At 64.4% G+C, this 19,704-nt stretch carries 20 protein-coding genes and 2 riboswitches; of the genes, 8 read left to right on the top strand and 12 right to left on the bottom strand.

The annotated features are described in order from the left end of the window. Nucleotides 1-34: 34 nt before the first annotated feature. Together L0B83_RS15405 and L0B83_RS15410 are read right to left on the bottom strand one after the other, a co-directional pair. Complete coding sequence (locus L0B83_RS15405) at nucleotides 35-295, bottom strand: DUF4235 domain-containing protein (protein WP_234759422.1); 261 nt, start codon at nucleotides 293-295, stop codon at nucleotides 35-37. 51 nt (nucleotides 296-346) lie between these two features. Continuing rightward, on the bottom strand, nucleotides 347-1,117 hold the full coding sequence (locus L0B83_RS15410) for an NUDIX hydrolase (RefSeq protein ID WP_234759423.1): 771 nt from the start codon (nucleotides 1,115-1,117) through the stop codon (nucleotides 347-349). 148 nt (nucleotides 1,118-1,265) lie between these two features. Then, nucleotides 1,266-1,402: riboswitch (TPP riboswitch) on the top strand. Nucleotides 1,403-1,476: 74 nt separating this feature from the next. Here L0B83_RS15410 and L0B83_RS15415 point away from each other — a divergent pair. The 4 genes from L0B83_RS15415 to L0B83_RS15430 all read left to right on the top strand — a co-directional run bounded on the left by L0B83_RS15415 (nucleotide 1,477) and on the right by L0B83_RS15430 (nucleotide 6,123). Further along, nucleotides 1,477-2,106, top strand: a complete 630-nt coding sequence (locus tag L0B83_RS15415) for an ECF transporter S component (protein WP_234759425.1) — start codon at nucleotides 1,477-1,479, stop codon at nucleotides 2,104-2,106. Then, nucleotides 2,106-3,701, top strand: coding sequence for an ABC transporter ATP-binding protein (locus tag L0B83_RS15420; RefSeq protein ID WP_234759426.1), 1,596 nt, complete (start codon nucleotides 2,106-2,108; stop codon nucleotides 3,699-3,701). The genes L0B83_RS15415 and L0B83_RS15420 overlap by 1 nt, the downstream gene beginning before the upstream one ends. Then, nucleotides 3,698-4,504, top strand: a complete 807-nt coding sequence (locus L0B83_RS15425; protein WP_234759428.1) for an energy-coupling factor transporter transmembrane component T family protein — start codon at nucleotides 3,698-3,700, stop codon at nucleotides 4,502-4,504. Before L0B83_RS15420 ends, L0B83_RS15425 begins: the two co-directional genes overlap by 4 nt. A 95-nt stretch (nucleotides 4,505-4,599) precedes the next feature. After that, the gene (locus L0B83_RS15430; protein ID WP_234759430.1) at nucleotides 4,600-6,123 is read left to right on the top strand and encodes a UDP-N-acetylglucosamine 1-carboxyvinyltransferase; all 1,524 of its coding nucleotides are present in this window, start codon (nucleotides 4,600-4,602) and stop codon (nucleotides 6,121-6,123) included. Nucleotides 6,124-6,270: 147 nt separating this feature from the next. Here the strand turns inward: L0B83_RS15430 and L0B83_RS15435 are convergent, their stop codons facing one another. Further along, nucleotides 6,271-7,098, bottom strand: coding sequence for a DUF559 domain-containing protein (locus tag L0B83_RS15435; RefSeq protein ID WP_234759431.1), 828 nt, complete (start codon nucleotides 7,096-7,098; stop codon nucleotides 6,271-6,273). Between the two features lie 249 nt (nucleotides 7,099-7,347). On the opposite strand from L0B83_RS15435, the gene L0B83_RS15440 reads away from it, so the two are divergent. Continuing rightward, nucleotides 7,348-8,589, top strand: a complete 1,242-nt coding sequence (locus L0B83_RS15440) for a glutamate--cysteine ligase 2 (protein WP_234759432.1) — start codon at nucleotides 7,348-7,350, stop codon at nucleotides 8,587-8,589. Between the two features lie 11 nt (nucleotides 8,590-8,600). Here L0B83_RS15440 and L0B83_RS15445 read toward each other — a convergent pair whose 3' ends face one another. The 6 genes from L0B83_RS15445 to L0B83_RS15470 all read right to left on the bottom strand — a co-directional run bounded on the left by L0B83_RS15445 (nucleotide 8,601) and on the right by L0B83_RS15470 (nucleotide 12,985). After that, complete coding sequence (locus tag L0B83_RS15445) at nucleotides 8,601-9,809, bottom strand: O-succinylhomoserine sulfhydrylase (protein ID WP_234759433.1); 1,209 nt, start codon at nucleotides 9,807-9,809, stop codon at nucleotides 8,601-8,603. Next, nucleotides 9,810-10,220, bottom strand: a complete 411-nt coding sequence (locus L0B83_RS15450) for a rhodanese-like domain-containing protein (RefSeq protein ID WP_234759434.1) — start codon at nucleotides 10,218-10,220, stop codon at nucleotides 9,810-9,812. Then, the gene (locus tag L0B83_RS15455) at nucleotides 10,217-10,474 is read right to left on the bottom strand and encodes a DUF1737 domain-containing protein (RefSeq protein WP_234759435.1); all 258 of its coding nucleotides are present in this window, start codon (nucleotides 10,472-10,474) and stop codon (nucleotides 10,217-10,219) included. The genes L0B83_RS15450 and L0B83_RS15455 overlap by 4 nt, the downstream gene beginning before the upstream one ends. Nucleotides 10,475-10,484: 10 nt before the next feature. Continuing rightward, a riboswitch (SAM riboswitch) is annotated at nucleotides 10,485-10,597 on the bottom strand. A gap of 65 nt (nucleotides 10,598-10,662) precedes the next feature. Continuing rightward, entirely contained in the window at nucleotides 10,663-11,022 is a 360-nt protein-coding gene (locus L0B83_RS15460) for a hypothetical protein (protein ID WP_234759436.1), read from the bottom strand. 180 nt (nucleotides 11,023-11,202) lie between these two features. After that, nucleotides 11,203-11,703: a PRC-barrel domain-containing protein gene (locus L0B83_RS15465; protein ID WP_234759437.1), complete on the bottom strand. Its 501-nt coding sequence runs from the start codon at nucleotides 11,701-11,703 to the stop codon at nucleotides 11,203-11,205. Nucleotides 11,704-11,788: 85 nt separating this feature from the next. After that, on the bottom strand, nucleotides 11,789-12,985 hold the full coding sequence (locus L0B83_RS15470) for an SLC13 family permease (RefSeq protein WP_234759438.1): 1,197 nt from the start codon (nucleotides 12,983-12,985) through the stop codon (nucleotides 11,789-11,791). A gap of 82 nt (nucleotides 12,986-13,067) precedes the next feature. On the opposite strand from L0B83_RS15470, the gene L0B83_RS15475 reads away from it, so the two are divergent. Next, complete coding sequence (locus tag L0B83_RS15475) at nucleotides 13,068-13,574, top strand: DinB family protein (RefSeq protein WP_234759439.1); 507 nt, start codon at nucleotides 13,068-13,070, stop codon at nucleotides 13,572-13,574. A gap of 13 nt (nucleotides 13,575-13,587) precedes the next feature. Here L0B83_RS15475 and L0B83_RS15480 read toward each other — a convergent pair whose 3' ends face one another. Continuing rightward, nucleotides 13,588-14,529, bottom strand: coding sequence for an aminodeoxychorismate lyase (locus L0B83_RS15480; RefSeq protein WP_234759443.1), 942 nt, complete (start codon nucleotides 14,527-14,529; stop codon nucleotides 13,588-13,590). A gap of 110 nt (nucleotides 14,530-14,639) precedes the next feature. On the opposite strand from L0B83_RS15480, the gene cls reads away from it, so the two are divergent. Next, the gene (gene cls / locus L0B83_RS15485; RefSeq protein WP_234759444.1) at nucleotides 14,640-16,127 is read left to right on the top strand and encodes a cardiolipin synthase; all 1,488 of its coding nucleotides are present in this window, start codon (nucleotides 14,640-14,642) and stop codon (nucleotides 16,125-16,127) included. Nucleotides 16,128-16,239: 112 nt separating this feature from the next. Then, nucleotides 16,240-17,337: an FAD-dependent oxidoreductase gene (locus L0B83_RS15490; RefSeq protein WP_234759445.1), complete on the top strand. Its 1,098-nt coding sequence runs from the start codon at nucleotides 16,240-16,242 to the stop codon at nucleotides 17,335-17,337. Between the two features lie 21 nt (nucleotides 17,338-17,358). Here the strand turns inward: L0B83_RS15490 and L0B83_RS15495 are convergent, their stop codons facing one another. Both L0B83_RS15495 and L0B83_RS15500 read right to left on the bottom strand, forming a co-directional pair. Next, nucleotides 17,359-18,066: a hypothetical protein gene (locus tag L0B83_RS15495; protein WP_234759447.1), complete on the bottom strand. Its 708-nt coding sequence runs from the start codon at nucleotides 18,064-18,066 to the stop codon at nucleotides 17,359-17,361. Nucleotides 18,067-18,132: 66 nt separating this feature from the next. Continuing rightward, nucleotides 18,133-19,347, bottom strand: coding sequence for a hypothetical protein (locus L0B83_RS15500; protein ID WP_234759448.1), 1,215 nt, complete (start codon nucleotides 19,345-19,347; stop codon nucleotides 18,133-18,135). Nucleotides 19,348-19,704 lie beyond the last annotated feature (357 nt).

Below are 19,704 nucleotides of genomic sequence, written 5' to 3' on the forward strand. Positions count from 1 at the left end.
AAGGTTCTGACTGAGCCTCGGGTGGGCCGTCGGCCTAGACGATGTCCTGAGTCTTGGAGAAGCGCGAGATCGCGCGCTGGGTACTGCGGCTTGCGAGGACCTGGATGACGGCGCTGACGGTTGCCGAAACTAGGGCGAAGGTCAGTGCCGAGCGCAGGCTCGCCTCCATGTCGTCATGGCCCTTCGGAGGCTTCTTGCCGGTGGACTTTTCCCACAGCGCATTGACGAGCTTCGTGGCGACGAAGCCTGCGCCGATGCTCACGCCGGTGCCGAACAGTTTGATGAGCAGGTTCATTCCGGGACTCCTTGCGGGTGGAAACAGGACCGTCCCCAGCCTAACCCCACTTCACGGCAGTTCCGGAGCAAGCGATCGGGCTTGGCGCCTGAGCCGGAAGAACTCCTCCAAGGCCCCGGGCTCAGGACGGACCGGCACCACGTCACGGTCCTGGGCCAGTATCGCGTCCACTGTGCCGAGCGCGAGGAGCTCATCCAGCAGCGCCAGGGTGGGCGGCATGAGCTTGAGGGTTCCGGCGGCCTCGGCGTCCAGGATTCCGCGGACCGGCATCCACAAGGACGACGACGCTTCGGTGGTCTGATGCCTCGGCTCGGCCCCGGAAACCGGGCAGGCAAGGTAGAAGTACGTGTCGAAACGCTTGGGCTGGTCCGGCGGAGTGACCCAGTTGGCCCACGGGCGGAGGGTGGCGGCGTCGAGCTTTAATCCGGCCTCTTCGAACACCTCACGCTGCGCGGCCGCCAGCACCCGGCCGGCGTTCAACACTGCGGAGGAAGGCTCGACGGCGATGCTGGTCCGGTGCCACGCGGCGGCGTGCCGCTCGGCGACGTCGTCCGCGAAGTCCCACCCGGAGCTGTCCACCTGGTCCACCCGGCCGCCGGGGAAGACGACCATGCCTGCAGCGAAATCCATGGTGGACACCCGGTGCTGGACGAACACCTCCAGGGCGTACGCCCCTTCAAGGCCATCGGGAATCGCGGCATCCCGGACCAGGATCACGCTCGCGGCGAGCCGCGGCTCGGCCGCCATAGTGCTGTTCGCTTCGCCGTTGCCTGCCAAAACCGCTCCTTTGCCGCCCTGCTGCGTCACATTCTGCTGGATCATTCTCCCAGTTTCCGCCGCCGCCCGCGCCGTTCCAGGCCCGGCCGCGCTGACTAATCGAATGATCCAGCAGAATCGGTCTCCAGGCGTCTTGTCACAGCGCGGGCAACCCCGTCAAGGTGTAAACTGAACCAGGCCCAAAAGGGTGAATTGATAACGACAGGGGAGCGCCGCCGTCGGGCTCGCAGCAATGCGGCACGGAGGACGGGCGCTGAGAGTGCGGACAGCCGCAGACCCTCGAACCTGATCCGGCTAGTACCGGCGCAAGGGAGTCGAGTTCTCATAGTGTCCGGACCGGCGCGGTGGAAGCCGCTTGCAGGCAACCGGGAACACTTTCCCCTCCTGTTCCTCAGGAGGACAAAATGACTGGTATTTCTGCAAGGCCGGGCCTGACCAAGCCTGGTTACAACTGGCGCGTCGTGGACATCGTCGTGGCTGCGCTGATTTCCATCGCCGGCGGCGTGATCTTCTGGGCCTGGGACCAGATGGCCCTCGTTGTCACGCCCGCGACCGCCGGCTACCCACCGCTGGGCGGCCTGATTGCCGGCGGATGGATGATCCCCGCGATCCTCGGCATGCTGATTGTCCGCAAGCCCGGTGCGGCAATCTTCTGCGAGACCGTCGCCGCCACCGCTGAGCTCATCATGGGTAACCAGTACGGCACCACCGTGCTGATCTCGGGCCTGCTCCAGGGCCTTGGCGCGGAACTCATCTTCCTCGCCTTCATGTACAAGAAGTTCAACCTGCCGGTTTCGCTGCTGGCCGGGGCCGGTGCGGGCCTGTTCTGCGGACTGAACGATTCCTTCCTCCCGTGGGGCTGGAACATCGCCTACGAGCCCGTCGACAAGCTCGTGTACATCGCGCTCTGCACGGTTTCCGGTGCCGTCATCGCCGGTGCCCTGGCCTGGCTCGCGACCCGCGGCCTGGCCAAGACCGGCGTCTTGAGCGCGTTCGCGTCGCGCAAAGCCGCTTCGGAGCCTGTCTTTTCCTGATGCCTGGTCCCGAAGCCGGCGCCACTGAGGTGCGGCCTGCCGCCATTTCCGCCCAAGGCTGGGGGTGGCGGCACTCGGGCCGCGCCTCGCAGGCCATCCACGCGCTGGACCTCAACATCCGGCCAGGCGAACGGGTCCTGCTGCTCGGCCCTTCGGGGGCGGGCAAGTCCACGCTGTTGCATGCCTTGGCGGGCGTGCTGGGCGAGGAAGGGGACGACGCCGACGAAACCGGCTCCCTGCTCGTGGACGGCATTTCCCCGCGGGCTCAGCGGGGGCGTGCCGGACTCATGCAGCAGGACCCCGAAACCCAGGTGGTGCTTTCCCGGCTGGGCGACGACGTCGCGTTTGGTGCCGAAAACCTTTGCGTGCCGCGTGACGAGATCTGGAAACGCGTTCATGAAGCGCTCGACGACGTCGGGCTGAGGAGCACTGCGGGCGGCGGTCTTGCGCTGGACCACCCGACGTCGGCCCTCTCGGGCGGGCAAAAACAACGCCTTGCGCTCGCTGGAATCCTGGCGATGCGGCCCGGATTGATCCTCCTGGACGAACCGACCGCCAATCTGGACCCGGCTGGCGTGCTCGAGGTCCGTGACGCCGTGGGCCGATGCCTGGACAAGACCGGCGCCACTCTGGTTGTGGTGGAACACAGGGTCTCCGTCTGGAAAGACCTGGTGGACCGGATCGTGGTGCTCCAGCCGGGCAGTTCCTCCTCCACAGGTGGTTCAACGCCGGCGGTTCTCCTGGATGGTGATCCGGACACCGTCCTGGCCCAAGCGAGGGACATGCTCATTCGTGCCGGCGTCTGGGTGCCCGGGTACGTACCGGCCACCCGCCCACGCTCAGGGCCGGCGGGCGGCTCGGGGCCGGCAAGGCGGCGTGAGCTGCTGCTGGCCACCCACGACCTTGCGGTGTCACGCGACCGGCCACGGCGCCGGGGGTTCAAAACCATTCCGCCCGTTCCAGTGCAGGCCGGGCTCGACGCCGAAGTGTTCGCAGGGCAGGCATTGACCATCACTGGGCCCAACGGCGCCGGCAAGTCGACTTTCGCTTTGACCCTTGCCGGCCTCCTGGCGCCCGTGTCCGGCACGGTGACTGCCGCCGTCGGGCTCAGCGACGGCGCCGGGGACGATCCTTTCAAGTGGAAAGCGCAGCAGCTGATCTCCCGGATCGGGACGGTGTTCCAAGAGCCCGAGCACCAGTTCGTCACCGGGCGGGTGCTCGACGAGCTCATGTTCGGCCCCAAGCACCTTGGCCATGGCGAGGACCGGGTGGACGAGTTGCTGGAACGGCTGCGCTTGGGGCACCTCGTCGAAGCCAATCCGTACACCCTCTCCGGGGGCGAAAAGCGGCGGCTATCCGTTGCCACGGTACTCGCCGCGCACCCCCGCGTCTTGGTGCTGGACGAGCCAACCTTTGGCCAGGACGCGAACACGTGGGCTGAGCTTGCGTCGTTCTTGTCCGAACTGCTCGACGCCGGCACTTCGGTGGTTTCTGTCACCCACGACCGGGAATTCAGCTCTGTGCTGGGCGGCACTGAGATGCGCCTCGAGCCCGCGTTGCAAGGCCGCGACCGGCTGGAAGCAGGTGCGGCATGAGGGAAGCGCTGACGCTTCGGGCCAACAACGCCCTCCTGACACGCGCCAATCCGCTGGCCAAGTTTGTGTCGGTCTTCCTGATCACCCTGGTGTTGGCGTTGTCCATTGACCTGGTGTCGGCTTCGACTGCGCTCCTCGGCGAACTGGCGTTGTTCCCCCTCGCGGGGCTGACCGTCCGTTTGCTCTGGCAGCGTGGCTGGCCCCTGATCATCGCGGCCGCTCTGGGCGGCTGGAGCACGACGATCCTGTCGGCCAGCAGCGGCAGGGTACTGCTCGACGTCGGGATCTGGTCTATCAGTGAAGGCTCGCTTCAGTTGGGAGTCGGCTTCATGCTGCGCGGCCTGGCGATCGCCTTACCGGCCCTCCTACTGATGAGTTGCACCGATCCCACCGATCTTGCTGACGCTCTGGCGCAAAAGGCGAAGCTGCCGCACCGTTTTGTCCTGGGCACCCTGGCGGCTTTGCGTCTCGTGGGGCTCATGGCGGAAGAGTGGCAGACAATCGGCATGGCGCGCCGTGCGCGGGGTGTCGGCTCGCAGGGGACCCCGCGGCAACGTTCCAAGGCCATGCTCGGCCAAAGCTTCGGGCTGCTGGTGCAGGCGATCCGTCGGGCGTCCCGCCTGGCCGTGACCATGGAGGCGCGCGGCTTCGGCGGCGGACGCCGGACGTGGGCCCGCGAGTCCACCTACAGCCGCCTCGACGTGTGGGTTCTGGCCGGCGGGCTGCTCATCGCAGCCGCGGCCGTGCTCGCGGCGCAATGGGCAGGCACCTGGCACTTTGTCTGGCTCAAGCAGGGCAACTGACGCTCGTATCGCACGAAATGACTATTGCTCGGCGAAATTGGCGTGCTGCATCACAAAACCATTGCTTGCTAGAACATTTGTGATATTTTTTGGCTATGACGCAACCAACTGCCGAACATGTAGGTCTCCTCCTTCGCGACGCCCGCGGCGAAAAGGGCTGGACCCAGGGACAGCTCGCCTCGGAACTGGGCACCAGCCAAAGCGCCATTGCCAGGATGGAGCAGGGCAAGCAGAACCTCAGCCTCCGCATGATCGAGCGCCTCGAGTCGATCTTCGGACGAACCATCGTCAAGGTCGGCAAACAGCAGATGACCCACTTGCGCGTGGAGGGCGGACGTACGCTCTCCGGCTCGGTGGACGTCAACAGCAGCAAGAACGCCGGCGTCGCACTGCTTTGCGCCAGCCTCATCAACCGCGGCACCACCACCTTGCGACGGCTCGCCCGGATCGAAGAGGTCAATCGGATCGTTGAGGTTCTGACCTCCATCGGCGTCGAATGCACCTGGCTGAACGGCAACGATCTGCGCATCCGTCGGCCCGAGAACCTGGACCTCGCCTCCATGGATGTCGAGGCTGCACGCCGCACCCGCAGCGTCATCATGCTTCTGGGCCCGCTCCTCGATGAGGCGGCCACGTATCAACTGCCCTACGCCGGCGGCTGCGATCTCGGGACGCGAACCGTGGAACCGCACATGCAGGCGTTGCGGCAGTTCGGACTCTCCGTGGAAGCCAAGTCCGGCTTCTATTCCGTGCAGGCCCCGCCGGCCGACGACGAGCACCGCACCTTCGTGCTCACCGAGCGCGGTGACACCGTGACCGAGAACGCCATCATGGCCGCCGCACACCGCAGCGGTACAACCGTGATTCGCAATGCCAGCCCCAATTACATGGTGCAGGACCTCTGCTTCTACCTCGAGGGGCTCGGCGTGGCGATCGACGGCGTCGGCACAACCACCCTGAAGATCACCGGGCGCCCGGCGATCGACGTCGATATCGAGTACTTCCCGTCCGAAGACCCCATCGAGGCAATGAGCCTCATCACCGCGGGCATCGTGACCAACTCCGAGGTCACCATCTGCCGGGTCCCCATCGAGTTCATGGAGATCGAACTCGCAACGCTTGAGCAGATGGGCCAACAGCTCGAGATTTCCGGAGAGTACTTCGCGCGCAACGGGCGGACACGTCTGGTAGACGTCACCACCAAGCCATCACGGCTGCGTGCGCCGGAGGACAAGATCCATCCGATGCCGTTCCCTGGGCTGAACATCGATAACCTGCCGTTCTTCGCGGTCATCGCCGGCAACGCCGAAGGCCAGACCATGATCCACGACTGGGTCTACGAGAACCGGGCCATCTACCTGACCGAGCTCAACAAGCTTGGCGCCCAGGTGCAATTGCTCGATCCGCACCGCATCTATGTCAACGGCCCCACCAAATGGCGTGGTGCGGAAGTCGGATGCCCCCCGGCACTCCGACCCGCGGCCTGCTTGCTGCTGGCCATGCTGGCGGCCCGTGGCACTTCCGAGTTACGCAACATCTATGTGATCGAGCGCGGATACGAGGACCTGGCGGAACGTCTCAACACGATCGGCGCCAAGATCGAGTACTTCCAGGACTGACGCGTCAACCGTGAGGGCTGCCAGTGGACATTCTGCTGGATCATCCGGGCCACTCCTGCGCCGGTGCGCGAAAACGGTGGGTGTGCCTTCGGCAAGCCGGCGATGATCCAGCAGAATCCATCGCTGCCAGTCAACGCCGTCCACTATTTAGGGCAAGGATGGCTTGTCGAGGGCCAGGATGGCGCGGATTTCCTCCATCACCTGCCCTGGGTTGTTCCAGATCGTCTCGGGAGCGAAGCTCAAGAGGTAAAAACCGCGGGCCTGCGCAGCGTTCAGGCGTGCCATGTCCTTTCTCCACGCCTCCCGGGAACTATGGAAGGCATACCCGTTGACTTCGACGATGAGCCGCCGGCCAATCAGAAAATCGACGCGTCCCACACCTTGGATCTGAACCTGGCGGCGAAAGGCCAAGCCTTCCGATTCGAACAGTAGCCGGGCGCTGATCTCGGGTACCGATTCGGACAGGCCATCCGCCTTGGCCAGTAGCCTTCTCGCGTTTCCGTACCAGTTGGCGGAGATCTCGCTTTCGAGCATTTCACGCGGGATACCAAACTCCTGGATGGCCGATTGCGCAATTGAAATGGCGTCTACGTCCCGCAAGCAGGTCAGTGCATGAATGACCGTGTCTTCCACGGAGGCCACCGGGACGGCGGTCCCCGAAGACAGGCGAAGACCACCATGCCGGACGAAGCCTCTGCCACGGCAGTGCCGTGTGGAAAGATGCACACGTTCGGGCTTGTCTTTGATCCACAGGCCGTAGCGTATTGCGGCACTGGCGCAGGTGAGCTGCCCGTTATTGAGAAGCGCCGTGAGGTATTCCGTATCCGCTGAAGGAAGGGCCCATATTCCTTTTCGTGGTTGGTGTGCGCCGGCGATGGCAAGCTTGCGGATGGCTGAGGGCGTATAGCCATTGGCGCGCAGCAGGCCTACCCGGGCGACACCACCCACTGAGACAAGGTATTCCAAGGCATCCATGGATCCAGCTAGCCACGATGCCGGGGCTGACGAGCCAAGGAATGTGGCCTATGTGGATGAGTTGGCCGACATTTTGCTGGATCATCCGCGGGTTGCCTTTCGCCGTTGCCCGGAAACGGGCTGCATACGACGCGTATGGCAGCGATGATCCAGCAGAATCCGTCGGACGTCCGCACCCCGGTGCGCCGCCGCGTGGGCCGTACCAGCCAAAACTGTGTCCGCAAGGCCCCCATGGCGCACAATTGTTGCGTGCGCACTTTTGGGGTGGAAGAGGAACTGCTGATCGTCGATCCAGTGACCGGCGAGCCGCTCGCCCTTGCCGACGCGCTCCTTTCGGGCTCGGCAGGCGACGGCTCGGCCGACGACGGCACAGCACACAACGGCTCGGCCGACGACGATGGCACCGACACCAGTCTCAGCCACGAACTCAAGCTGGAGCAGATCGAAACCCAGACCCGGCCGTGCCACAGCTACGCCGAGCTCCTGCACCAGATCCGCAAAGCACGGGGGCTTGCCAGCCACGCTGCCCGGCGCCACGGTGCGCGGATCGCGGCGTTGGCCACCTCGCCCGTGGACGCGGCCCTGCACACCACGCCGGATCCGCGGTACGCCGCCATGCTTGAACGGTTCGGCATCACCGCGCATGAGCAACTCACCTGCGGATTCCACGTGCACACCGCCGTTGAGTCACCGGAAGAAGGCGTCATGGTCCTGGACCATATCCGGGACAAGCTTGCTGTCTTCACAGCGATGAGCGCCAATTCCCCCTACTGGCGCGGGCTGGCCACAGGTTTCGAAAGCTACAGGACGCAGGCCTGGAACCGATGGCCGTCGTCTGGACCATCGCCGATCTACGGCTCCTTGGCTTCGTACCGGCGGGTCGTCGGGAGGCTGATCGAGACCGGCGTGCTGCTGGACGAAGGCATGATCTATTTTGACGCGAGGCTGTCCCGCCACGTCCCCACGGTCGAGGTCCGGGTGGCCGATGTCTGCCTCCGCGCCGAAGACGCGGCTTTGATCGCCGTGCTGGTCAGGGCTTTGGTGGAAACAGCGGTCCGGGAGCACCATGCCGGGATTGAACCAGCGGCGGTGCCCACCGCCCTCTTGCGGATGGCGTCGTGGCAGGCGAGCAACTTCGGGCTCCGCACCGAACTCCTCGATTTCGGCACTTTCCGTCCGGAGCCCGCTGCCGACGTCGTCTGGTCACTGGTGAACTACCTGGCACCGGTCCTGGTTGAACAGGGGGAGCTCGATCTGGTGCGGGCGGGTGTGACAACCCTTTTGGGGCGCGGCAACGGGGCGATCGAACAGCGTGCGGTCGCCGAGCGCTGGAGCCGGACCAACAGTGGCACGCCCGACGACGCCGGGCTGGCCGCCGTCGTCGAGCACGCCGTCGAGATCACGATGCGTTCCGAAAACGACGAGAGCGACACCAAACCGCAACCCGTCCTCACTTGGGTGCGCCAGGACTGGCGCGAGGCACCGGCCTAGCCCGTCGGCGGCTACACCTGCTTGAGCGCTTGCTCCAGGTCGCGGATGAGGTCGTCCACGTCCTCCAGTCCCACCGAAAGCCGGACGACTCCGTCGGCCAGGCCGATCGCCGCGCGGCCTTCTGGACCCATGGCCCGGTGCGTTGTGGTGGCGGGGTGGGTGATCAGGGACTTGGAGTCGCCGAGGTTGTTCGAGATGTCAATGACGCTGAGCCCGTCGAGGAGCGCGAAGGCAGCCTCTTTCGCCGAGCGCCCGGCGGAGGGCAGCAGCTCGAACGTCAGCACGGTTCCGCCCGCCTTCATTTGCTTCGCCGCGAGCTCGTACTGCGGGTGCGATTTCAGGAGCGGGTATTTGACCCAGCTGATGGCCGGCTGGTCCTCGAGCCACTCGGCGATCCGCAAAGCAGAGGCCGAGGAGTGGTTGACGCGAAGCCCGATGGTCTCCAGGCCCTTGGTCAGCACCCAGGCATTGAACGCGGAAAGCGAGGGCCCGGTGTGCCGCATGAGCTGCTTGACGGGACCGTCGATGAACTCCTTGGTGCCCAGGATCGCTCCGCCGAGCACCCGGCCCTGGCCATCGATGTGCTTGGTCCCCGAGTAGACAATCACGTCCGCGCCGAGCTCGCCGCAACGCTGAAGCAGGGGAGTTGCGAAGACATTGTCGACGACGACGGTCGCGCCGGCCGCGTGGGCCAACTCGCTCACGGCGGCGATGTCCACGATTTCCTGCATGGGATTCGACGGCGACTCGAAGAACACTGCCGTGGTGGGCTCGGACAATGCAGCACGCCACTGGTCCAAGTCAGGCCCGTCGACGAAGACGGTCTCGACGCCCCAGCGCGGAAGGATCTCGTTGAGGATGACGAAGCAGGAACCGAAAAGTGAGCGGGCGGCTACGACCCGGTCACCGGCGGCCAGCAGCGCGCCGAGTGCGGTGAAAACGGCGGACATGCCCGACGCCGTCGCGAAGCACGCTTCGGTGCCTTCGAGCAGCCGGAGGCGCTCTTGGAAGGTAGCTACGGAGGGGTTGCCGTAACGGGAGTAGACGAAACGCTCGTCCTCGCCGGTGAATGCGCGCTCGGCGGCTGCGGCGGATTCATAGACGAAGCCGGAGTTCAGGAAGACCGCCTCGGAGGTCTCCTGGAAATTGCTGCGGTCAAGGCCGCCGCGGACTGCCTGGGTGTCAGGGCTCCAGCTGGCGGCGTCAGGGTTGAAGGTCACTTAGATTTTCCCCAGGTTCGTTGGAAGACCACGGTTTTTCCAGCCGTTCACGGTTCGCTCGCCGTAGCGGTCCGGCTCGCCCTCAAAGCCTTCGAGGACGTTGTAGGAGGTGTAGCCGGCCTGCGTGGCGGCAATTGCGGCGGCGATGGACCGCTGTCCGGAGCGGCACAGGAAAACCAGTTCGGTGCCGTCCGCCTCCGGGGCCTGCTGGGTCAGCTCTTCGATGAAACGGGTGTTGGGGATGCCGCCGGCCAGGTTCCATTGGATGAACAGGGGATCGTTCTCGGTGGCTTTGGTGTCCGGAATGCCGATGTGTGCCCACTCCCCTTCGGTGCGGACGTCCACCAGGATGGCGCCTTGCTGAAGCTTGGCCCAGGCGTCGTGCGGGGTGAGGTCGCCTGCGTAGCTCATGCGTGGCCCTCGCCGTCGAACTCTTCATCAAGCTGATCCACCGCATTGGCTACGGCAGCATCCGCGCTCGCTATTGCCGCGGGCAGGACGATTGCCTGCGCCACGATCACGTCCATGCCGTTGAAGGTGGCGGCGGGGCTGCCGTGCAGCACGTATCCCTCCGCGAGGGCGGCGGAGATCCGCTCGCAGAATTCCTTCGTGTCCGGGCCCGTGATGAGACGATACGAGAGTTTTTCTTCAGTGGGTTCAGGCATTGGTGCTCCTCAGTCACGCTTGCAGTTCGAAAGTGTCGATACGCCGAGTAGTCACCTGAGGCACCCCGCCGGAGAGAGGGTTGCCGACCAGCAAGTCAGGGCTTCGCGCTGGTGCTCATTACTCAAGAAGAAAAATAACATCCACGACGGCGCCCCGCCGGCTGCCGTCATGTTCCGTAACCGGAAGACTAGGCCTCGGTTTCATTCGGCAACGGTTCCAGGCTTGCCTGGATCCGGGGTGAAAGGGCGTCGAAACGCGATGCCACTCCCGAGGGGGAGTGATGAAAACTGGAACCTTGGTGCTTCCGGATTTCCAGTAGCTCGTGGACGGATATCCCGGTGGCCGTGGCGAGCGCATGCAGCGAGAGGCTGTGGTGATGAGCCAAGGCAAATACCACGCCCGACAAGGCTTCGAAACCTTCTGTCTCGTAGATTTCCTTCACCAAGTTGGACATGCCATGTGCATCGTCGATTGATCCCGCTGAAGCAGCAGTCGCCATGGCCGTCAGGGACCAGGCAGCAGAGTCAGGGCTGATGTAGATGCTCATGTCGATACCCTACGGACTCAAACGCTCTTGGGGAATGGGCGTAGCGAATCCCGACGACCCCAAGGACCTCTTCGGCCTGGTGCGGGAACTGTCACCGATCGGACCTGGAAGCCTGGTGCGCCGGCCCCAGAACCGGCGCACCAGACGCTTTGATCCAGCTTGCCCGGCGCAACTAGTTAACTACTGCAGCCCTGGCGGCACAATAGGGTTCGCCGGGTGTGGGAGGCCGCCGTCGGGCTGCGGAGTCTGCGGAGGCGTCCGCTGCAGGCCCGGTTCCGGTGCGGTCTCCCCGGCCGGGGCCTCGGGCGCCATCCCGGCTTCCGCGGTATCGGTTTCCGTCCCGGCATCGTTGGACGCCTCGGTGTCGAGCCCGTAATAGCTGTAGAGCTCCTGCTCCTGCGACTCTGTGATCACGCCGCGGTCGCTCTCGATGCGCGGGCCGTTCGTCACTTTGTCCTTGGAGAAGGCCACCGTGATCACTGAATTCTCCAGGCTTGCTCCGGAAAGCGGGGCGAAAGATTGGGACATGCCGAACAGGCCCGTCCGCACGGTGACAAAGACGGGATGCCCGGAATCGCCGCTGGTGAAAACCTGTTCCACCGAGCCGATTTTCTCGCCGGCGGCGTCCACCACAATCCCCCCGTTGAGGACGATGTTATCGATGTCCTGCAGACTGAGCATGATGCACGTCCTTCTCGTGTAAGTCCCGGGCGGGCTGTTCTATATTCTGTCGTGATTCTTTGCGTTCGAAGACAGCCGGAAGCACTCACTGTCCCGTGGCTGCGAGCGCCCCCACGGCCGCAAGAACGGTCAGGGGCGCCACAATCAATCCGAAGAGCGCGTAGCCCTTCCACGAAATCAAGACATTCATGCGCTTGAGGCGATCGTGCCACAACAGGGTGGCCAGGGAAGCCCACGGTGTGATGATCGGGCCCGCGTTGACTCCGATCAGCAACGCGGCCATTCGCACGGGAGACCTGGCCAGCGGTTCTGCCAGCAGGTACGCAGGCAAATTATTGAGGACATTGGAACCCGCGGCGCCCGCCGCGGCAAGCCGAACCAGATCCATGAATCCCTGGCCCTGTCCGGCCAACTGTCCCAGCAACTCGGGAGCCCCCAGATGCCTGGCCGCTTCCATGACCAGGAAGAGGCCGGAAGCGAACAGCACTAGGGACCAAGGAATCAGCGACACCTTGAGAACCCGCGGCCGCAGAAACGCGAACACCGCACCGAGCGCAACCGCCCCGCCCGAGGCCGGGATCCATACCGGGAGCCCGGACACCAGCGCGGGCAGCAGCAGGGCCAGCACGACGGCGCTGCATACGAGCAGGACCCGGTCCGCCGCGGGCCTGGATTCCGTGCCCGCCGACTGGTCCGGCCGGATCCGCACCACCGGGATCCGTGAATAGCGGTTGCGCAGATCGCGCCGGAAGACGATGCCGATGAAGAGCAACGGTACGACGACGGCGGCCAGCGAGGGTGCCCACATCAGGCCGGCAAAGCCGCCCGGAGTAATGCCGCCAAGGCTGTGCTGGGCCAGAAGGTTGGTGAGATTGGAAATGGGCAGCAGCAGGCTCGCCGTGTTGGCCAACCAGACGGTCGCCAACGCGAAAGGCAGGACCGGCAGTCCGGCTTGCCGCGTCACACTGACCACCACCGGGGTCAATAGCACCGCCGTGGTGTCCAAAGAAAGAAAAACGGTGCTCAGCGTTGCGAAGACCGCCAGTAAGAGCCACAAGAGAAGGCTGGATCCGCGGCCCCAGTAGCGGAGCCGCCGCGCCGTCCAAAGGAAGACTCCGGCTTCGCTGCACAGCTCCGTCACAACCGTCATCGCGACGACAAACAGCAGGATCGGAGCTACCCGGTCCACGAGCGCCGTCAGTTCGGTGAAAGACAGGGTCCCTGTGGCGATTGCCTCGGCACCCACCCCAAGGAGAACCGTTCCAATGATCGCCAGACGCATGAACGGATTCTATTTCACGCCATTCGATCCCCTGGCCATGGACGCTAAGCTCGGATCACGACAACGCTGGCTAAATCCCTGCTTGACGAAAGACGGAGGTGCAACCGTGATCCTTGCCGAGGACATCTTCAACCGGCCAATCCGGATCCAATTCGAAGCGTTCATCGATGAGCACCGGCGTGCGCTCAACGGGTGCTTGGACGGGTTGACGGAGGAACAGGCCCGCCGCTCGTTGGTCCCGTCCCGGACCACCCTGCTGGGCCTCGTGAAGCACGCGACCTTTGTAGAAAAAGTCTGGTTCGACGAAGCCATCACCTGCCGTTCGCGCGCCGAAATCGGGATCCCGGCCACTCCGGACGAGTCGTTTATCCTCGACGAGGACGACACCATCGCTTCAATCCAGCAGGCACACCGCGAGGCATGCGAAGCTTCGCGCCAAGCGACGTCGTCCTTGGAGCTTGACGACATGCTCAATGGCAACCGGCGCGGCCCGTTGCCGCTGCGCTTTGTGTACCTCCACATGCTGCGCGAGCTTGCGCAACACTGCGGCCACGCGGACATCCTGCGCGAACAGATCCTGAGCCAGTAGCGGCCCCGGAAACCTACTCGATCCCCGCGAACAGTTCGTTGAGTTCGGCCGTCAGTTGTTTGCGCATTGCCGGCGTGCCGATCTCCCTGCCATCCACGTGGTTGACCGGCGCGATGAGCCGGATGCTTGAGATCAACCACACCGCGTCGGCGTCGAACAGGTCCTCCGGGACCAGCGGGCCATAGCCCAGCTCCCAGCCGGCTGCCTTCGCCTTGGCGAACAGCGCGTCCTGCGACGTGCCGGGCAGGATGCCGCTGTCCAGCTGTGGAGTGATGAGGCGCTTGACCGTGCGCACCGAGCCGGCGCCGTCGTCGACCGATTCAACGTGGGCCAACAAGACCGTCGACGTCGGGCCCTCCAGGACACGGCCGTCCGACGACGTGAAGATCGCGTCGTCCGCACCTTGTTTGTGCGCGTAGCGCAGCGCGGCCATGTTCACCGCATAGGAAAGCGTCTTGGCGCCGAGCAGCAGCCAGGGGGCGCGGTCCGCCGCCTCGGTATCGAAGCCACGGTCAAGAAGTACGACGTCGATGCCCGTCTCGCGCTGCCGGCGACTGCCGGCGGGGGATGGCGAAGCCTGGATCCAACACGTGGGGGTCGACGCTCCTTCTACCCCGCGCGTCACCAGCAGCTTCACCACCACTTCGTCCTCGGCCGGGCTTGGCGCGGGGTATGCATCGCGGAATTCGGTGATCGCTGTGTCGATCGCGCGGCGCCAGGCCTCCGGTTCGGGAATGGTGAGGTCGAGCGCGCGGGCTGAGCGCTCAAGCCGGTTCAGGTGCGCTTGCACCTTGCGCGGACGGCCCTCGACGGCGAGCAGCGACTCGAAGACCCCGTCCCCCCGGGTGGCGCCCAGGTCGGTTGCCATGAGTTGCGGCTGGCTGGAATCGGCGACCCGGCCGTTTTCGAACGCGGGATCCAGGAAAACGAGGACCGTGGGGGCAGGTAAAGTCATACTTCCAGCTTAGTGCCGGCCCGCAGGACGAACAGTGACGGGGCCGTGCGCCGGATAGGCTGGGCGGACTGTTGGTTCTTTGACTGGCTATTTGATTGTGGGGGTGTGGGGTGCTGTTCCCTTTTCAGTTCGGGATTGAGTGGACCTGGCTCCTCAGCGCCTGGGCCATCGCCGAGATTGTCTTGAGGGTCGTGCTGCTGGGCGTGATCCCCGGAAACCGGCGCCCCACCACGGCCATGGCGTGGCTCCTGGTCGTTTTCCTCGTTCCCTCGATCGGCTTCGTCCTGTTCCTGTTGTTCGGCAATTTCCGCTTGTCCCGGCGTCGTCGTGAGCAGCAGGAGGAAGTCAACGATCGCGTGCGGGCGGGCACCGCGGCGCTCGCCGACGCCGTCACCAATTACTCGGGACCCGAATGGGTGACGTCGGCGGGCGAACTGAACCGGCGCCTCGGATCGCTTCCGATGGTCGACGGCAATTCCGTGGAACTGATGCCCGGCTACGAAGAGTCCATCAAGGCCATGGCGGAAGCGGTCCGGGGAGCCAAGAAGTTCGTGAACGCGGAATTCTACATCATGAGCACCGATTCGGTCACGGACGAGCTCCTCACCGAGTTGGAAAAAGCGGCTGCGCGCGGCGTCAACGTCCGTCTTCTGTTCGACCACATCGGCACGTTGCGGATCCGCGGCTACCGCAGATTGGTCCGCAGGCTCAGGCGTGGCCAGATCCAGTGGCGCCGCATGTTGCCGCTGTTGCCTATTCACGGCCAGTGGCGCCGCCCGGACTTGCGGAACCACCGGAAGATTCTGGTCATCGACGGCGAAATTGCCTTCACGGGCTCCCAGAACCTGATCGAGCCCTCCTACAACAACCCCAAGCATCGGCGCGCAGGGCGGAAATGGGTGGAACTCATGGCGCGGATGGAGGGCCCGATCGTTGCCACGCTCAACGTTGTCTTCGCCACCGACTGGCTCAGCGAAACGGACGAGTCCCTCGAGTATCAGTTGCAGGTCGCGGTCCACGCGGCACCGGCGCATACGGCACAACGGGGGATGACCGCGCAGGTGGTTCCCAGTGGTCCCGGGTTCGCCACGGAAAACAACCTCCGCCTCTTCAATACGCTGATCTACTCGGCCCAGCACCGCATCTCGATCTGCAGCCCGTACTTCGTGCCCGACGATTCCTTGCTGTACGCCATTACGACGGCGGCCCAGCGCGGCGTCGACGTGGAACTTTTCGTCTCGGAGAAGGGCGACCAGTTCCTGGTCCACCACGCCCAGCGCTCGTACTACGAGGCGCTGCTTGAAGCCGGGGTACGGATCTACCTGTACCGCGCGCCTTACGTGCTCCATGCCAAGCACTTCACGATCGACGAGGAAGTAGCCGTCCTCGGCTCCAGCAACATGGACATGCGCTCTTTCTCGCTCAACATGGAGGTATCCGTGATGCTCCTGGGCGCCGAAGCCGTGGACAGCATGCGCTCCGTGGAGGCGAGCTACCGGGACATGTGCCGGGAGCTGACCCTGCAGGACTGGCTGCACCGGCCGATGCTGGCCAAATATGTGGACAACGTGGCGCGGCTGACGGCAACGCTGCAGTAGCTGCCGCCGCCTGGGTTGCACAGAAATTATTGACCTCCTGAAATCGTTGTGCTTCATGGACAGCCTGGGCGGCATGAGCCGAGCCGCGCGGGCTATCAACTGAGGAGTTGCCATGAACGATCAGGCTCCGCGCCCCACTGTGGTGGTTGTTGGCGGAGGCTACGGCGGGATCTCCGCAGCCAAGGCGCTGGACGAACATGCGACGGTCACCTTGGTGGAGCCCAAGGACGCCTTCGTGCACAACATCGCTGCCCTCCGATCCGTGGTCCAAACCGACTTCCTGCCGCGGATGTTCCTCCCATATGACCGTCTTCTGGTGCACGGTGAGGTGCTTCGCGACCGCGCTGTCCGGGTGGACGGGCACACCGTCGAGCTGGCTTCCGGTGCCAGCCTGGCGCCGGACTACATCGTCCTAGCCACCGGGTCCAGCTACCCCTTCCCGGCCAAAAGCGATCGAATGGCCGCTAGTGAGGCCATCGCCCGTTACCGGGCCGCACATGACGAGCTCAAACGTGCTGACAAGGTGATGCTGCTGGGCGCCGGCGCGGTAGGCCTGGAGTTTGCGGGCGAAATTGCGGCGGCGTGGCCGGAGAAGGACATTGTGATGGTGGACTTGGCGCCGGACATCCTTCCCGGGCCGTACGATCCCCGGCTGCGGATAGAGGTCAACCGGCAGCTGGACGAACTCGGCGTACGCCGGATTCTGGGAAGTCCGTTGGTCCAGTTGCCGCCCGTCCCAGCGGGTGAATTCGCTACCTTTACCGTGACCACGGCGGAAGGAACCGCCATCGATGCCGACATCTGGTTCCGCTGCTATGGAATAGCCCCGCAGACGGACTACGTGGCTGGAGACCTCCTTGCCGCGCGGACTGCCGCGGGATACCTCGACGTCACCCCCGAACTCCGCGTTGCGGGCTTCGAGAACGTCTACGCCTTGGGCGACATTTCGCCGATCGACGTGAACAAGGCCGGCGTCGCGGGTCGCGAGGCCGCGGTGGTTGCCAAGAACATCCAAGCCCAGATCCAAGGCTCAACGGAACTGGCCGCCTACACGCCGTCGAAGCCCGTCATCATCCTGCCGTTGGGACCGTCCGGCGGCACGGGACAACTTCCCGACGGCGAGATCGCCAGTCCCGAGCGGATCTCCCGGATCAAGGGCGAGCACATGATGGTAGACCGCTACGTAGAGCTGTTGAACCTCAGCGCCTGAGCTGTTGTCCTCCGCGGACCGCTAGCCGAGGACGGCGTTGACGAGCTTGACCAGTTCCGCCGCGGAGTCCGCGGTGACCGTGGCGCCTGTCTTGATCGCTGTGGCTCCGAGATTGCCTTTCACGCCGGTCACGGTCAGGGTGGTCACCTTCTGGCCCGACGGCAGGATCTGGGTGCTCAACGCTCCCGTCGACTGGTCTCCGCTTGTCTTCTGCGGCAACGGCTGTGTCTGGGTAGTGATTTTTTGCCCTCCCACTTCGATCGTGAAGGTAGAACACTGGGAGAGCGCGTCACTGGATTTCTTCGTCTGGCCCGCCAGGACGGCCGGATCCTTCACCGCCAGTGCGGTGATCACTGTGATGGACTTATCGGCCGCCGAAATACTCTGCCCTGCCGCATAAGTCGCCCCATCCGGAACTTGCGCGTTGGTGTTCGCCAACGCCGCGCACGCCGGGGGTGTAATGGCGGCAGACGCCAGCATCTGCTTCGCTGAAACGAAGCCTTGGTCCAGCTGCGCAGCAGGCACCACAGTCAAGGGCTTGCCCTGGTCATCCTTCAATTGCGCGACGATCGAGGCAAGTTGTTCATTGGTGTACGTCTTCGGCGTAGGCGTTGGTGTTGGTGTCGAGGAAGAAGCGGCGGCGGTGCCCGGGTTTGCGGGACCTCCGCAGCCGGTCAACGCCAGTACGGCAGCAAACAGAATCCCGAGCGGTGCGAGCACTTTTTTCATTTAGACCCCAATTTTTATGCCCAAGCCGTCATGGGCAGGATGGTTGCCACAGTACACAAGGAGTTGCTACTTCAGGACATATCCGGACACGTCGGCAATGATCTGGGCGGAACCCGGGGCGTTGTTCGCGACGGAGACCTTCCCGTCGGTCCCGACCGGCAGGTATGCCATGTTGGCCACCGTCTTGTGGGTCCATCCGTAGATCAGGTTCGACGTTCCGGGCGCCGGCGTGCCGGAAGCAAAGCCGGTCAGGAACCCGTCACCTTGAGTTTCGGTCACCGTCAGGTTGACCCACACACCGGCCACGTTCGCCGGTACCCCGTTCACCCCGGCCACCTGGAAGGACACGATCCCGCCCCCGGCTACCGGACCCGAGGACGTACGCGTGTCCAGGAACCGGGTCGGAGCGAGCTTTCCGAAAGCCCCCGCATCAACGGGCGTGCCCGCCAGGAAGTAACCCGAGACGTCCGCAACGAGCTGGACCGAGCCCGAGGACGTATTCGTCAACGTCACCTTCCCGTCAGGGCCCAGCGGCACGACGGCGAGGCTCGGTATCGTCTGGTCCATGAGGTAGTTCACGTTCGACGCGTTGGGCGTGGAAGTTCCCGAGGCGTGGGCTGTGACAAAACCGTACGACGACGGTTCGGTCACCGTCAGGTTCACTACGACCGCCGCGGCATCGGCTGGAACACCGGCCACCGCACCTGCCTGGAAGGACACCGAACCCCCGGGTCCGACCTTGCCTGAGGTCCGGGTATCGAGGAACCGAGTCGGGGCCAGTGCACCGAAAGCACCTGGGGCGGTAGGAGCACCACCCAGGTAATATGCCGAGACGTCGGCGACCAAGCTCACTCCGCCATACTGCGATGTGTTCGTCAGGGTGACTTTTCCGTCAGCCCCAATCGGCACGACCGCAAGGTTCGACACCGTTTGTCCCGCCTCGTAGTTCACGTTCGAGGCATTCGGCGTAGCCGTTCCCGAGGCGTGGGCCGTGACAAATCCGAACGACCTGTTCGTCCGCAGGGAAGACGGAATGGTCACGGTGATGTTCACAACGACTGCGGACGCATCGGCCGGCACCCCATGTACCCCCGCGACCTGGAAGCTCACCGAACCGCCCGGGCCGACGTCGCCAGAGGATGTCCTGGTGTCCAGGAACCGGGTCGGGGTGATCGTCACCGCCGTGCCTGGCTCCGCCGGAACAGGCGTGAGAGCCACGTTCGCCGGACTCGACGCGACGAGTCCGGCGGCGGTCACCCCGCCGTCCGCTGCCTGCGCCATTGGCGCGCTCGTCAGGACCAAGCCTGACAATAACGCCCCGCCGAGTACGAATCTAGCGAGCGAAAAACCCGATCGAGCAGCCACGAAATCCCCCATTTATCCAAGCAAAAGCTGGTAAACGTCCGCTGATTATTCGCACGGACAAGCGAATAGTACCCAAGCAATGGAAAAATACAAGGAGGGGGTGGGCATGTCTTAATCTGACCTCCCGGATTGCGAAGAAGGTCCCGTCTGATGGCATCAGACGGGACCTTTTCTGCCCTTAGGGGCGGGTGGTTATTTGAGTTGGTATCCGGAGATGTCGGCGATGATCTGGGCGCTTGATCCCGGTGCGGACTCGGTGTTGGCGATGGTGAC

This window comes from Arthrobacter alkaliphilus, assembly GCF_021483235.1.
Taxonomy (GTDB): Bacteria; Actinomycetota; Actinomycetes; order Actinomycetales; family Micrococcaceae; genus Arthrobacter; species Arthrobacter alkaliphilus.